Origin of the sequence: Neisseria oralis (genome assembly GCF_045062685.1) — a bacterium.
Lineage (GTDB): Bacteria > Pseudomonadota > Gammaproteobacteria > Burkholderiales > Neisseriaceae > Neisseria > Neisseria oralis.
In genome coordinates this window covers 1-15,123 of sequence record NZ_JBJGEB010000009.1, presented here as the reverse complement: position 1 = coordinate 15,123, position 15,123 = coordinate 1, and the positions used below count along the sequence as shown (strand labels likewise).

Here is a 15,123-nt window from a genome sequence, read left to right as displayed (position 1 = left end):
CAGACGGCCTTTTTTGACGGGCGGGGACAACGGTTTAACGGTTTTCCGCTGCGTGCGGGGCGGCTATTTTAACACCGTCCGCGTCCAGCGGCTAAGCCACTGTTTCTGCTTGGCGTCGATGTCGGCACGGCCCGGTGAATCGTTATGCTGCGGGGCTTGGGCAAACTCGAACACTTTGGGCAGCGGCGTGTTTTTCACTGCGGGATAGACCCACATTTCGGTCGGCAGGGCTTTTTGCACTTCGCCGCTTTGCAGCCATTGCACCAGTTTTGCCGCCAGCACCGGCTGTTTCGCACCTTTCAATACCGCCGCGCCTTCGACTTGGCGGAACACGCCGCCTTTGAGGAAGAGGTTACCGGTCGGCGGCACGCTGAATTTACCTTTGGAAAAATGCACTTCGGCCGCAGGGCTGGTGGCGTAGCTGACGACGAGGGGATATGCGCCGCCGTTGCGGGTGAAATCGGTGTAATACGCCTCACTCCAGCCGTTGGCGACTTTCACGCCGTTCTGCCGCATTTGCGCCCACCATTTGAACGCCGCCTCTTCGCCCATGCCGCCGATATTGGCCAGCAGGAAGGTCAGGCCGGTGCTGGATGTGGCCGGATTGGGCACGACCAGCAGGTCTTTATATTCGGGTTTGGCCAAATCCTGCATGGTTTTGGGCAGCGGCAGTTTGTGTTTCTCAAACCATTCTTTGTCGTAATTGAGCGCGACATAGGCGTAATCCACCGCCAACGCCACCGGCATGGAGGCCGAAACGGGCGCGGATTCGGGTTGCCGCTCCGCCAAAATACCGGCCTGCCGCGCCTTGCCGATGTTGGCATTGTCCAAACCGTATACCGCATCGGCAATCGGATTGGCCTTGCTTAAAATCAGCTTGTTGAGCATTTCGTTGCCGCTGCCCGCCGTGATGACCGAAACCTTGGCGTCGTTGGCTTTTTCGAATCGGGCGATGGTTTCCTTGGGCAGTTTGAACGTTTTGTGCACCGCGAGGCGGACCTCCGCCTGCCCCCACGCATTCAGGCAGAGCGCCAGTGCGGCGATGCCGGAGAAGACGTGCAGTTTCATTATTTCTTCCTTTCTTATTGTGTAGATAAGGCAGCCATCATACCATACCGCCTCTGCCGTTTTTAATCCGGAATTAACGATGAACGAAACCGTTTGGCTGTTCGACCTCGACAACACGCTGCACAACGCCGATGCGGGCATTTTCTACCTCATCAACCGCCGCATGACCGAATATCTGGCAGGCCGTCTGAACCTGCCCGAAGAAGAAGCCTCGCGCCTCAGGCAGGATTACTGGCACCGCTACGGCGCCACGCTGGCCGGACTGCAAATCCACCATCCTGAAATCGATGTCGGCGACTTTCTGCGCCAATCCCACCCCCTTGATGAAATTTTAGCCAAACTCACGCCGATTGAAGGCACCGAAGAAACTTTAGGCCGTCTGAAAGGTCGAAAAACAGTATTCTCGAATGGTCCGTCGTTTTACGTCCGCGCCGTCGTCAACGCCCTCGGGTTGGAAAAATATTTCGACCTGCTGGCGGGCACCGAAGACTTCGGCCTGCTTTACAAACCCGACCGGCGCGCCTATCTGAATGTCTGTCGCCTGCTGGCAACACATCCCGCCGCCTGCATCATGGTGGACGACAGCGCCGACAACCTGCACGCCGCCAAAATGCTGGGTATGCGGACCGTATGGTTCGGCCGGCACGCGCATCCGCTGCCTTTTACCGACGCCGCCGTTTCCAACATGGCCGCGCTGGCAGAGTGGGGCGGCAATGTCGGGCCGTAAGGCATCGGAAACGGGGCCGCCACTATGAATCGATACGCAAATTCATTACAATTTGAATATTATCTGTTTAAGGAAACCGAAAATGCGCTATTTAGCAATGATTCTGGCCGCTGCCGCGCTGGCAGGCTGCACATGGGAGACCTACCAAAATGCCGACGGCCACACCTCACTGCGGCAGAAATACGAAAAAGGCACGCGCGTCTATTATCAGGACGGCACCTACTCCCGCAACATGCGCTATAACCAGTTCCGCCCCGAACAACATGCCATTCGGCCTGCGATGAACGCCGAACGGGATGTACGCGGTACAAACTGGCAAAAACCCCAAAAACAAAACGAAACAACCGCCGAATAACACTGCGTAGACGCAACCGTAACGCCGTCTGAAACCCGTTTTCAGACGGCCTCTGTCCATCTAGCGAATTCCATCAGCCGAAAGAATCCCCATGTCCACAACACCCCTCAACATCGTCATCCTCGCCGCCGGCAAAGGCACGCGCATGTATTCCAAAATGCCCAAAGTGCTGCACCGTGTCGGCGGCAGGCCCATGGTCGAGCGCGTTATCGACACCGCCGCCGCCCTGAATCCCCAAAACATCTGCGTCGTCATCGGACACGGCAAAGACCAAGTTTTAGACACCGTCAAACGCAACGTCGTCTGGGTCGAACAAACCGAACAGCTCGGCACCGGCCACGCCGTCAAAACCGCCCTGCCCCACCTCGCCGCCGAAGGCCGCACGCTGGTGCTGTACGGCGACGTTCCCCTGATTGACACCGCCACCCTCGAAACCCTGCTCGAAGCCGCCGGCAGCGAAGTCGGACTGTTGACCGACGTTCCCGCCGACCCGACAGGCTTGGGCCGCATCATCCGCGACAGCCAAGGCAGCGTAACCGCCATCGTCGAAGAAAAAGACGCCGACGCCGCCCAAAAAGCCGTCCGCGAAATCAACACAGGCATCCTCGTCCTGCCCAACGCCAAACTCGAAAACTGGCTGAACAGCCTCTCCAGCAACAACGCCCAAGGCGAATACTACCTGACCGACCTCATCGCCAAAGCCGTTGCCGACGGCATCAAAGTCCATCCCGTCCAAGTGCGCGCCTCCCACCTCGCCGCCGGCGTAAATAACAAACTCCAGCTCGCCGAACTCGAACGCATCTTCCAAACCGAACAGGCGCAAGCCTTGCTCAAAGCAGGCGTTACCCTGCGCGACCCCGCCCGCTTCGATTTAAGGGGTCGTCTGAAACACGGACAAGACGTCGTGATTGACGTCAACGTCGTCCTCGAAGGCGACATCGAAATCGGCGACAACGTCGAAATCGGCGCAAACTGCGTCATCAAAAACGCCAAAATCGGCGCAAACAGCAAAATCGCCCCCTTCTCCCACTTCGAAGACTGCGAAATCGGACAAAACAACCAAATCGGCCCTTACGCCCGCCTGCGTCCGCAAGCCCGCCTTTCAGACGACGTACACGTCGGCAACTTCGTCGAAATCAAAAACGCCGCCATCGGCAAAGGCACCAAAGCCAACCACCTCACCTACATCGGCGACGCCGAAGTCGGCAGCAAAACCAACTTCGGCGCAGGCACGATTATTGCCAACTACGACGGCGTGAACAAATACAAAACCGTCATCGGCGACGAAGTCCGCATCGGTTCCAACTGCGTCCTAGTCGCGCCCGTTACCCTCGGCAACAAAGTCACGACAGGCGCAGGCAGCACGATTACCCGCAACGTCGAAGACAACAAACTCGCCCTCGCCCGCGCCCGCCAAACGGTGATCGAAGGCTGGGTGCGTCCGGAAAAAGGGGATAAGAAATAAAGTCAACTGGTTTCTATCTTTTTTCAGACGGCCTTCAAAACCAAAAGGCCGTCTGAAAGCCACAGATTCTCTTAGGAAAAATAATGGAAGAACATAATAATATAGAAAGAGCCCGTAATTTGGTGATTGAAACGTCTAGGCTAATGGTTGCATATAAAGAAAATAGCGAAAAAATTGTTAATGGTGTGCAACATGAATTAGATAGATCTTTGGCTGAACAACGTCATATGATTATCCAAATGCTCAGAGAAGAAATAACAAATGAAATTTCTCAAACTGTCCATAGTTATGTGGAAGATATGGAGGAAGCCCGTAATCGAATGAGAGAACAAGTCAGAGAATTTAACAGTTATCTGCATAAGGTACAACAGGAGAATAATAAAATTTCTTCCCGTTCTGTATTGATTACATCGCTAACATTAGCAACGTTGGTTGTTGGCGGAATTGCATTGTTCTGGTTTTATTCGAGTGTTATTCAGAGTAAGAAGCTCGATGCAGATATGATTACACGGATTAATCGGGCGGATATTGTCCGTTGCGAAAACGAATTATGCGCAAGGACAAGTAAGGCTGGAGAAAATGGTTACAGAGTAATTCAGAAACGATACTAGTAATATTTGGAGGGTAAATAATGAAAAAACTTATCGCAATATTTTTATTAATTCCTTTGGCAGCATTTTCTAATGCTCGCCCATTATCTTTTTCAGGGACTTGGTTATATACGGATCAGGTTGGAGATACCGTTGGAGGGAAAGAATTGGTCCTTAAACAAACGGGTAATTTAGTTACAGGGATATGGAATGAGGGAATTTCGACAGGTAGCGGGGGAAGTGGAAAACTAAAAGGATATGTGAAGGGAAATAAACTATTTTTAAATTATTGTTCTGATGAAGGAAATAATTGGTATAAATCTTGTCCTGAATATGAAAATGACGGAAGTTATTTTATTAAAAAAAATAATAAAATTATTGAATATGATATGACAGATAATAAATTATATAAAAAAGGCAATGAGTTTATTTTAACTAAATAAGGAGTATGAAATGGTAGATTCAACCAACATATAATTACCTTTGAAAAGTACAGGAAGGAGATAATAAAATTTCTTCCCGGTCTGTATGGGTTACATTACTAACATTGGCGACCTTAGTTATCGGGGGAACTGCATTGGGTTGGTTTTATCGAGTGTTATTCAGAGTGAGAAGCTCGATGCAGATATGGTTACACGGATTAGCCAAGCAGATATTGTCCGTTGTGGAAACGACTTATACGCGAGGGCAAATAAGGCTGGAGAGAATGGGTATAGAGTTATTAAAAAACGATGATAACTTATTTGAGCTAAATAAATAGTGAGGATTTTAAACGTGGTAAAGTATTTCTTATATGGATTTTCAAGTTTTTTATTTTTAACAAATGCTTATGCCGGAAGTCAGCCTGAAAGTCTTGCCAAAATAATTTATGAAAAAGAAATAGATTTAAATCAAGATAGAATAAAGGATAAATTAGTTATTGAGGAAAACACGGAAGGTAAAAGAAATTTAAAAATCCTTGTTGAAGATTCTAAAAAACAGTGGAATACAGTTATTGAAAACCGTAATATGGTTTTATGCAAAGACTGTGGAGGAGTGAGTACAGGAGATCCTTTGGTTTCGGTTGAAGCAAAAAGAAATGTGTTTGAAATCACACAAGAAGGAGGAAGTCGTGAAAGATGGACTTCTGTATATAGATTTCAATATTCACCTAAATTAAGTACATGGATTTTGAGAAAAGCGAGATTGAACGTGTATGATACGGTAACTGGCAAGAATGAGATAAGAAGGAAAAGTATAAATAGTTCAAAACCAGTAAAACTTCAAGATTTCAATTATGATGAATTTTTTTATAATTAAGTAGAGCGAGTCTATATGAATAATAATACGAAATTGATGCATGAGGAAAAAATCCTTCAAGAGGCTATGTCGAATGGAATTTCTTCGAGAAAAGAACTGGCCAATCTTCTTGCTCAGGTTGCTCATGAATCTGACAATTTTAGTACTATGGAAGAAAATTTAAATTATTCTGCTAAAAGATTAGCTCAATTATGGCCCAAAAGATATGCAGATGGAAACCATAATCCAAATGAAAAAGCTCTGAAAATTGCTAAAAACCCTGAAAAAATTGCTAATGATGTGTACTCCAATAGAATGGGAAATGGTAATTCTAATTCGGGAGATGGTTACCGTTATCGAGGTAGAGGATATATTCAATTAACTGGGCGCAGTAATTATGAAATGGCTACGAAAGAATTGCAGATCGATCTAATTAATAAACCAGAATTAGCCGCAACTTCAGAAGTTGCGGCTAAAATAGCTATTTTATATTGGGAAAAAAGAGTTCCGGATTCTCACAAAGAGAATGTACGACAAGCTACAAAATATATTAATGGCGGTTTAAATGGTTTGGCAGATAGACAAAATAAGTATGATGAGTATTATCAAAAACTAACTCCTGAATATTTAGATAAAATTCAAAAAGGGCAGCAACATTCATCAAACGCACAATACGATGATTTTAGTACTTTAGTTAACAACCTGATCAATGATACAGACGGTTCGTTTACCAAACAGTTGTTAGCAGACAATAAAGATATCGTTGATGCTTTTGATGCCAAAGTTCAGGAGAAAATAAAGCAAGAAGAACAACAAACTATTACCCAAGAAGCACAACGGGAAGTAGTTGAGAAAAGTTTTGGTGGCCGTTCTTTTAGTTAGTAATGGCACCGAAAAACTTGAAACAATACCCCGTACCGTCTGAAAGTCAGCGTTGCGGATTTTACCAACGGGGCTACCGCCCCATATTGATACTAAGGAACTTATATGTGCGGTATCGTCGGCGCCATCCGCGCCAATCACAATGTAGTCGATTTTCTGACCGACGGTCTCAAACGCCTTGAATATCGGGGCTATGACTCGTCGGGTATCGCCGTGAATACCGACGGCAAAATCAAACGCGTGCGCCGCGTCGGCCGCGTGCAGCTGATGGAAGACGCCGCACGCGAAAAAGGCGTGTTCGGACACATCGGCATCGGCCATACCCGCTGGGCGACCCACGGCGGCGTAACCGAACCCAACGCCCACCCCCACATCTCCGGCGGCATGATTGCCGTCGTCCACAACGGCATCATCGAAAACTTCGAAGCCGAACGCGAACGCCTCCAATCCTTGGGCTACACCTTCGAATCGCAAACCGACACCGAAGTCATCGCCCACAGCGTCAATCACGAATACACCCAAAACGGCGGCAAACTGTTTGAAGCCGTCCGCGCAGCCACCGCCCGTTTCCACGGCGCATACGCCATCGCCGTGATGGCGCAGGACAAACCCGAAGAAATGGTGGTCGCACGCATGGGCTGCCCGCTGCTGGTGGCATTGGGCGATCAAGAAACTTTCATCGCCTCCGACGTATCCGCCGTCATCGCCTTTACCCGCCGTATCGCCTATTTGGAAGACGGCGACATTGCCCTTCTAAGCGCGAACGGCATCGACAAACTCATTGACAAAACCGGTGCTGAAACCCAGCGCACCGTCAAAGTATCCGAACTGTCGCTCGCTTCGCTGGAATTGGGCCCATACAGCCACTTCATGCAGAAAGAAATCCATGAACAACCGCGCGCCATCGCCGATACCGCCGAAGTTTTCCTTGACGGCGGCTTCGAACCCGAAAACTTCGGCGCGAACGCACGCGAAGTGTTCGACGACATCCGCAGCATCAAAATCCTCGCCTGTGGCACGTCCTACTACGCCGCGCTGACCGCCAAATACTGGCTCGAATCCATCGCCAAAATGCCGACCGACGTGGAAATCGCCAGCGAATACCGTTACCGCGACGTGATTGCCGATCCCGAACAGCTCGTCATCACCATCTCCCAATCCGGCGAAACCTTGGACACGATGGAAGCCCTGAAATACGCGAAATCCTTAGGGCACAAACACAGTCTTTCCGTCTGCAACGTCATGGAATCCGCCTTGCCGCGCGAAAGCGAATTGGTGCTGTACACCCGCGCCGGTGCAGAAATCGGCGTCGCCTCTACCAAAGCGTTCACCACGCAACTGGTCGTCCTCTTCGGCTTGGCGGTTACCTTGGGCAAACAGCGCGGCTTAATATCCGAAGAACAAGCGCACGCCTATATCGAAGAATTGCGCCAACTGCCCGGCAGTGTACAACACGCCCTTAACCTCGAGCCTCAGATTGCCGCCTGGGCGCAGAAATTCGCCAAGAAAAACAGCGCACTCTTCCTTGGACGCGGCATCCATTTCCCGATTGCCCTCGAAGGCGCGTTGAAACTGAAAGAAATCACCTATATCCATGCCGAAGCCTATCCCGCAGGTGAGTTGAAACACGGCCCGCTGGCATTGGTGGACGAAAACATGCCCGTTGTCGTCATCGCCCCCAACGACAGTCTCTTAGACAAAGTCAAAGCCAATATGCAGGAAGTCGGCGCGCGCGGCGGCGAACTCTTCGTTTTCGCCGACCTGGACAGCAATTTCAACGCCACCGATGCCGTGCACGTCATCCGCGCCCCGCGCCACGTCGGCGTACTCTCGCCGATCGTGCATACCATCCCCGTGCAGCTCCTCTCCTACCACACCGCCCTCGCACGCGGCACGGATGTGGACAAACCGCGTAACCTAGCGAAATCCGTTACAGTTGAATAGTAGGATTAACTGAGTAAAAAGGCCGTCTGAAAACCTGATACGAGATTTTCAGACGGCTTTATTTTTGCATTTAAGTTTATTTGGCATGGTGTTTGTTAACGTATTGTCTTTTAGCAATTCGATACCGTTCGTTGTGGTTCTTCATCAAATTTGTTGCAATCCAGTTTGCATGTTCTTTTAGGGTTGACTATTTGTGGTTAGGAAACGAATTTAATATGAGAGACTCGTCTCTGATCAGCCTTCTTCCCGCTGCCAATGGGTTTTTTGGGCAAACACCAGTTTGTTGTCGGTGAATTTGACCGTATCCAAATCCAGCACCCACACGTCGCTTTTCATCGCGCGGGCGGCGGGGTGGGCTTTGTAGTAGAGGGAGAGGGCGGGTTTCTTGGCGGTTTCGTCTTCAAGCAGGCGGGCGCGGGCGGTGAATTGGATGCCGCTGATTTTGGTGATGCTGCCCGGCTGTCCGGCCACGGTACCGGCGATGTGCGGGTTTGCCGCCATCAGTCGGCCGTGTTTGGTCTTTTGCGAGGTCAATACTATCAGCCGTGCGGCGGGTTCGTCGAAAACGTAGAAGCAGCACGCGCTCCAGATGATTCCGTCCGCACAGGCGGCAATGCTGACGACGTGGTTGGTTTGGAAGAATTGGGTGATGTTGGCGGGAATCGGCTGCATGATTTTTCCAGTGCGGGCGGGTTGCTGCGCGGTTGTAAACAACGGCCTTCACTATAATGAATTGCCGCAACCGGTGCAAACCCGAATTCGGTATTCGGGCCGTCTGAAATGATGGTTTTTCAGACGGCCCCTACATGCCGTTTTGATGATGGTTTTGTATTAACTATTTGAAAATGAACAATTTGTTTTGATGTTTTGTAACCCGTTGTTACAAAGTTTGTCGGCAATCTGTTACAATCGCTGGAAATTCGGACGGCAGGATTTTGCCGGTAACAGGCAAAGCGGTTGAGGCCGTCTGGACGCAACCCATTCTGAAAGGTTATTTATGAACGGAAGTTTTACCGAATCGCTGCACTATTGGGTCAATAAAATCAACGGCCCGATGTGGGACGGCCTGATTTTCGTGCTGTTGGGCGTGGGGCTGTTTTTTACTTTGGCCACGGGATTCGTGCAGTTCCGCCTGTTCGGGCGAAGTATCCGTGAAATGCTCGGCGGGCGGAAGCAGGGCGACGACCCGCACGGGATTACGCCGTTTCAGGCTTTCGTTACCGGCTTGGCCAGCCGTGTGGGTGTGGGCAATATCGCCGGCGTGGCCATCGCCATCAGTGTCGGCGGGCCGGGCGCGGTGTTTTGGATGTGGCTGGTGGCCTTAATCGGCATGAGTTCGGCTTTCGCCGAGTCGTCGCTGGCGCAGCTTTTCAAAATCCGCGATTACGACGACCATCATTTCCGCGGCGGTCCAGCCTATTATATTACGCAGGGGTTGGGACAGCGTTGGTTGGGCATTCTGTTCGCCTTGAGCCTGATTTTCTGTTTCGGTTTCGTATATGAGTCGGTGCAGGCCAATTCGATTGTGGCGGCGATGGAAGTGGCTTGGGGTTGGGACAAACACGCCGTCGGCGTGGCGCTGATGATTCTGACCGCGCCGATTATTTTCGGCGGTATCCGCCGGGTGGCGCGCTGGTCGGAAATGATTGTGCCGGTGATGGCGACGCTGTACCTGCTGATGGCGCTGTATATCGTGGCAACCAATATCGGTATGGTGCCGAAAGTGTTTGATATGATTTTCAGCAATGCGTTCAAATTCGATGCGGCGGGCGGCGGGCTGCTCGGTGGCCTGATTTCGCAGACGATGGTGATGGGTATCAAGCGCGGCCTGTATTCCAACGAAGCGGGGCAGGGTTCTGCACCGAATGCGGCGGCGGCGGCGGAAGTGAAACACCCTGTTTCGCAGGGTATGATTCAGATGCTGGGTGTGTTTGTCGATACCATGATTGTTTGCTCGTGCACGGCGTTTATCGTGTTGATGTCGGACTTGCCCGCCGATTCGGGCTTGAGCGGCGTGCAGCTTACGCAGGCGGCGATTGTCAGCCATGTGGGCGGCTGGGGCGCGGATTTTCTGGCCGTGGTGCTGTTTATGTTTGCGTTTTCCACCATTATCGGCAACTATGCCTACGCCGAATCGAATGTGAAATTCATTAAAAGCCACTGGTTGATTTTGTCGCTGTTCCGCATGGGCGTGCTGGGCATGGTGTATTTCGGTGCGGTTAACAGCGTGCCGCTGGTGTGGGACATGGCCGATATGGCGATGGGTACGATGGCGTGGATCAACCTGATTGCCATCCTGCTGCTCTCGCCGCTGGTGTTCCTGCTGTTGAAAGACTACACGGCCAAGCTGAAGATGGGCAAAGACCCGCAGTTCAAATTGTCCGAGCACCCGGGGCTGAAACGCAAAATCAAATCGGACATCTGGTGATTTCAGACGGCCTCATCGGATGATAAGGAAGCCGCTTCTTTCGGGAAGCGGCTTTTTTGTTGCGTTACGGAGGCGGATATGGCGGCCCATCTGTTCAATGTCTACCGCTACAAACGGAGGCCGTCTGAAAAACACCGATACAGGTTTTGCAGGTGTTTTCAGACGGCCTCTCTTGGGTTTGACCGTTTAACGGATGACTGTCAAACCGTTATTTTTTGCTCAGGGAGTCGCGGATTTCGCGCAGCAGCAAAACTTCTTCGCTCGGTTCGGCCGGTGCTTCTTCCACCGGAACTTCTTTTTTCTTCAGCGAGTTCAACAGCTTGACTACCACGAAAATGGCGGCGGCGATAATCAGGAAACTGATGATGGTGTTGATGAACAGGCCGACGTTCAGAGTAACCGCACCGGCGGCTTTGGCAGCAGCCAGGGAGGCGTAGCCTGCTTCGGGCGCGGGCGTGCCGTCTTTCAGAGTGATAAACAGGTTGGAGAAGTCTACGCCGCCAATCAGGATACCGATAGGGGGCATGATGACGTCGTCGACCAGCGATTTTACGATGCCGCTGAACGCAGTGCCGACAACCATACCGACTGCCAAGTCAACCACGTTGCCGCGCATAATAAACTCTTTAAATTCAGATGCAATAGACATTATTTACACTCCTGTGTGTTTCGTTAGATAGGTTAAGGAAAAAGAAAGGCTGGCATCTTACTGTGTTTGAGGTTAAAAAAGTTTTGTAAAAGTTAAATTGTGTATTGCCAATCAAACCATGGCCTTTTAACCTGAAAAAAAGCCGTTTGAAATCAAGCGTTGCGTTTTCGCAGCATTTTTCAGACGGCCTTTGCGACAGTAAAAACGGCTTATTCTTCAACGCTTAGGGCGTTAATGCTGTATCCGCCGTCGACATAAGTGATTTCACCGGTGATGCCTGACGCTAAGTCAGACAGCAAAAATGCGGCGGCGTTCCCGACTTCTTCGATGGTTACGTTGCGGCCGAGCGGGTTTTGCCGGGCGACGTGTCCCAGCAGTTTGCCGAAGTCGGCGATGCCGGATGCGGCCAGCGTTTTAATCGGACCGGCGGAAATGCCGTTGCAGCGGATGCCTTCGCGGCCCAGGCAGGCGGCGGTGAAGCGGATGCCGGCTTCCAGACTGGCTTTGGCCATGCCCATTACGTTGTAGTTCGGAATCGCGCGCACTGCGCCCAAATAGGTGAGGGCGACGATGGAACCGTTGCGGCCCTGCATCATCGGGCGCGCGGCTTTGGCCAGTGCGGGCAGGCTGTATGCGGAAATTTCGTGGGCGGTGTTGAAGGCTTCGCGGCTGATGCTGTCGAGAAAGTCGCCGCTCAGCGCTTCTTTAGGTGCAAAACCGATGGAGTGGACCAGACCGTCCAAACCGTCCCAGTGTTTGCCCAAATCGGCGAAAGTTTGGTTGATTTCGTCGTCGCTGGCGACGTCGCAGCGGAACACCAGTTCCGAACCGAGTTCGGCCGCCATTTTGCGTACGCGTTCTTCCAGTTTGTCCACAACGTAGGTAAAGGCCAAATCCGCGCCCTGATCGCGGCAGGCTTTGGCGATGCCGTAAGCGATGGAACGTTCGGAAATCATGCCCGTAATCAGAATTTTTTTGCCTTGCAGAAAGCCCATTGTCTTCATCCTTAATATGGTATTGCGGTTTGCAGGAAGCGCCGATTATAGCAAACGCGGCTGTTTCAGTATAGAAAACAATATTTAAACGAAAAACAGCCGTCTGCCGCACCTGGTTTTCAGACGGCCTCCGCGCCGTTTGGCGAAGCGTTTTTGAGTCGGCGGAAAACCATACCGGTACGCATTCCGCCGCCGTCTGCGCCATGCCCGACAGTGAGGCCGAAACGCCCAAATCCTCGCAGATAACGCCGGTTGCTGAAGAAAGCCGACTAATACGGCGGCGGAGCGGACGTGGCATAATCGTTTCTTCGGCTTCGGTGACGAGGCCGTCTGAAGGAAATCACGTTCGTATGTTTTCGCACTTTTTACAGTCAAACGCGTTATACTGAACATTTGATTATTCCGACTTTAAGCCTGTTTACAACTCCTGCGGCGGAGTGCCGACATGCTTTCAGACGGCCTTTGCCGGTATTCATATATAATAGTCAGTCCGCCGTATTACCGTATCGAAGAGAATGCTATGCCCGAACAAAACCGTATCCTTTGCCGCGAATTGAGCCTGCTCGCCTTCAACCGCCGCGTTTTGGCGCAGGCGCAAGATCCGTCCGTCCCCCTGTTGGAACGGTTGCGCTTTCTGTGCATCGTTTCATCGAATCTCGACGAATTTTTCGAAGTGCGTATGGCTTGGCTCAAACGAGAACAGAAACTGCGTCCGCACGAGCGTCTGGATAACGGCACCACGCCGTCTGAAACCATCGCTGCCGTCGCTGCCGAAGCGCACGCGCTGATACGGGAGCAGTACCAGTTGTTCAACGAAGTTTTGCAGCCCGAACTGGGCAAACAAGGCATCCATTTCTACCGCCGCCGCAATTGGACGCCCGGGCAGCAGAAATGGATCGAGCAGTATTTCGATGCCGAACTGCTGCCCATCCTTACCCCCATCGGGCTGGATCCGTCGCATCCCTTCCCGCGGCCCTTGAACAAATCCCTCAATTTCGCCGTCGAATTGGAAGGTACGGACGCATTCGGCCGCCCCTCCGGCATGGCGATTGTGCAAGCCCCACGCATCCTGCCGCGCGTCGTCCCTCTGCCCGCAGAATTGTGCGAAGGCGGCAGCGGCTTCGTCTTCCTCTCCTCCATCCTACACGCCCATGTCGGCAAACTCTTCCCCGGCATGGCGGTCAAAGGCTGCCACCAGTTCCGCCTCACCCGCGACAGCGACTTGACCGTCGATGAAGAAGACCTAAAAAACCTGCGTGCCGCCATCCAAAACGAATTGCACGACCGCGAATACGGCGACGGCGTGCGGCTTGAAGTTGCCGACACCTGTCCCGCCCATATCCACGACTTCCTGCTTGCCCAATTCAAACTCAACGAGTCAGAGTTGTATCAAGTCAAAGGCCCGGTCAACCTCGTGCGCCTCCATTCCGTTCCCGACTTGGTAGACCGCCCCGACCTGAAGTATCCGCCGCGTAGTGCAGGCCGTCTGAAAGCACTGCGCAAGAACGGTTCCATTTTCAAACTGGCCAAACAGTCCCCCATCCTGCTGCACCATCCGTACCAGTCCTTCGACCCCGTCGTCCAAATGATACGCGAAGCCGCCGCCGATCCCGACGTACTCGCCGTCAAAATGACCATTTACCGTACCGGCAGCAACTCCGAACTCGTCCGCGCCTTGATGAAAGCCGCCCTTGCCGGCAAACAAGTAACCGTCGTCGTCGAACTCATGGCGCGTTTTGACGAAGCCAACAACGTCAACTGGGCGCAACAGCTTGAAGACGCAGGTGCGCACGTCGTTTACGGCGTCTTCGGCTACAAAGTACATGCCAAAATGGCACTCGTCATCCGCCGCGAAGACGGTGCGCTCAAACGTTACGCCCATCTTGGCACCGGCAACTACCACCAAGGTACATCCCGCATCTATACCGACTTCGGCATCATCACCGCCGACAACCAAATCACCGCCGACGTGAATACTATCTTTATGGAAATTACAGGACTGGGTAAACCCGGGCGACTGAACAAACTCTACCAAAGCCCGTTTACCCTGCACCAAATGGTTATCGAACGCATCAGTCGAGAAACCGAACACGCCAAAGCAGGCAAACCCGCGCGCATTATCGCTAAAATGAACTCTCTTATTGAGCCGAGCGTCATCGAAGCCCTCTATCAAGCGAGTGCCGCAGGCGTGCAAATCGATCTCATCGTACGCGGCATGTGTACCTTGCGCCCCGGTGTCAAAGGCCTGTCCGAAAACATTCGCGTCCGCTCCATTATCGGCAGACAGCTCGAACATTCGCGCGTTTACTGCTTCCACAATAACGGCGCGGACGATACCTTCATCTCCAGTGCAGACTGGATGGGGCGCAATTTCTTCCGCCGCATCGAAGTCGCCACTCCGATAGAAACCCAAGCACTCAAAGAGCGCGTCATCAGTGAAGGGCTTGACATGGCATTACAAGATAATACCCATGCATGGTTGATGCAGCCGGATGGCACATACGAACGTTGCAGGCCGTCTGAAAACGAAAAACCCGTCGGTTTGCAGGACGGGCTATGGAAAATGTACGGACGTTAAACAAATAAAATAATTCAGGCCAACAATTAAAGGATTGTTGGATTCAATAAAATTTGTGTTGTGTTGGTATTTTGGCGGGAGGGAATAAAATATTTCTTTGAATAACAGTTATTTGCGGGGTGGGGTAAATTTTTGCGGTTGTTTGACTTGACTGGTGGGGTGTG

Annotated in this window: 14 protein-coding genes; 10 read left to right on the top strand and 4 right to left on the bottom strand. The window is 51.7% G+C overall.

Translation table 11 applies throughout. The features are described from left to right. Nucleotides 1-63 precede the first annotated feature (63 nt). Nucleotides 64-1,068 (bottom strand): thiamine ABC transporter substrate-binding protein, encoded by a 1,005-nt coding sequence (locus ACI43T_RS09020; RefSeq protein WP_009175190.1) that lies wholly within the window; start codon nt 1,066-1,068, stop codon nt 64-66. A 79-nt stretch (nt 1,069-1,147) separates the two neighbouring features. Between ACI43T_RS09020 and ACI43T_RS09015 the strand changes: the two genes are divergently transcribed. The 8 genes from ACI43T_RS09015 to glmS all read left to right on the top strand — a co-directional run bounded on the left by ACI43T_RS09015 (nt 1,148) and on the right by glmS (nt 8,309). Beyond that, nucleotides 1,148-1,795, top strand: a complete 648-nt coding sequence (locus ACI43T_RS09015; RefSeq protein ID WP_405386603.1) for a pyrimidine 5'-nucleotidase — start codon at nt 1,148-1,150, stop codon at nt 1,793-1,795. A gap of 82 nt (nt 1,796-1,877) precedes the next feature. Then, nucleotides 1,878-2,150 (top strand): spore cortex protein, encoded by a 273-nt coding sequence (locus ACI43T_RS09010; RefSeq protein WP_138627957.1) that lies wholly within the window; start codon nt 1,878-1,880, stop codon nt 2,148-2,150. Between the two features lie 91 nt (nt 2,151-2,241). Beyond that, a complete protein-coding gene (glmU, locus tag ACI43T_RS09005) occupies nt 2,242-3,615 on the top strand; it encodes a bifunctional UDP-N-acetylglucosamine diphosphorylase/glucosamine-1-phosphate N-acetyltransferase GlmU (protein WP_405386601.1) in 1,374 nt (457 codons plus the stop codon). A gap of 83 nt (nt 3,616-3,698) precedes the next feature. Beyond that, nucleotides 3,699-4,226: a lytic enzyme gene (locus ACI43T_RS09000; RefSeq protein ID WP_377079791.1), complete on the top strand. Its 528-nt coding sequence runs from the start codon at nt 3,699-3,701 to the stop codon at nt 4,224-4,226. 20 nt (nt 4,227-4,246) lie between these two features. Continuing rightward, complete coding sequence (locus tag ACI43T_RS08995; RefSeq protein ID WP_405386598.1) at nt 4,247-4,648, top strand: hypothetical protein; 402 nt, start codon at nt 4,247-4,249, stop codon at nt 4,646-4,648. 331 nt (nt 4,649-4,979) lie between these two features. Next, nucleotides 4,980-5,504 carry a hypothetical protein gene (locus ACI43T_RS08990; protein WP_009175196.1) on the top strand — a complete coding sequence of 175 codons (525 nt, stop codon included), beginning with the start codon at nt 4,980-4,982 and terminating at the stop codon, nt 5,502-5,504. Between the two features lie 15 nt (nt 5,505-5,519). Further along, a complete protein-coding gene (locus tag ACI43T_RS08985; RefSeq protein ID WP_377081370.1) occupies nt 5,520-6,365 on the top strand; it encodes a glycoside hydrolase family 19 protein in 846 nt (281 codons plus the stop codon). 105 nt (nt 6,366-6,470) lie between these two features. After that, entirely contained in the window at nt 6,471-8,309 is a 1,839-nt protein-coding gene (gene glmS / locus ACI43T_RS08980; protein WP_377081372.1) for a glutamine--fructose-6-phosphate transaminase (isomerizing), read from the top strand. A gap of 234 nt (nt 8,310-8,543) precedes the next feature. Here glmS and ACI43T_RS08975 read toward each other — a convergent pair whose 3' ends face one another. Further along, a complete protein-coding gene (locus ACI43T_RS08975; protein ID WP_377081374.1) occupies nt 8,544-8,981 on the bottom strand; it encodes a pyridoxamine 5'-phosphate oxidase family protein in 438 nt (145 codons plus the stop codon). 325 nt (nt 8,982-9,306) lie between these two features. Between ACI43T_RS08975 and ACI43T_RS08970 the strand changes: the two genes are divergently transcribed. After that, a complete protein-coding gene (locus tag ACI43T_RS08970) occupies nt 9,307-10,737 on the top strand; it encodes an alanine/glycine:cation symporter family protein (protein ID WP_009175200.1) in 1,431 nt (476 codons plus the stop codon). A gap of 208 nt (nt 10,738-10,945) precedes the next feature. On the opposite strand, the gene mscL is transcribed toward ACI43T_RS08970, so the two are convergent. Beyond that, the gene (gene mscL, locus ACI43T_RS08965; protein WP_009175201.1) at nt 10,946-11,386 is read right to left on the bottom strand and encodes a large conductance mechanosensitive channel protein MscL; all 441 of its coding nucleotides are present in this window, start codon (nt 11,384-11,386) and stop codon (nt 10,946-10,948) included. Between the two features lie 209 nt (nt 11,387-11,595). After that, nucleotides 11,596-12,381 carry an enoyl-ACP reductase FabI gene (gene fabI / locus ACI43T_RS08960; RefSeq protein WP_405386594.1) on the bottom strand — a complete coding sequence of 262 codons (786 nt, stop codon included), beginning with the start codon at nt 12,379-12,381 and terminating at the stop codon, nt 11,596-11,598. A gap of 520 nt (nt 12,382-12,901) precedes the next feature. On the opposite strand from fabI, the gene ppk1 reads away from it, so the two are divergent. After that, complete coding sequence (gene ppk1, locus ACI43T_RS08955; protein WP_405386592.1) at nt 12,902-14,959, top strand: polyphosphate kinase 1; 2,058 nt, start codon at nt 12,902-12,904, stop codon at nt 14,957-14,959. Nucleotides 14,960-15,123 lie beyond the last annotated feature (164 nt).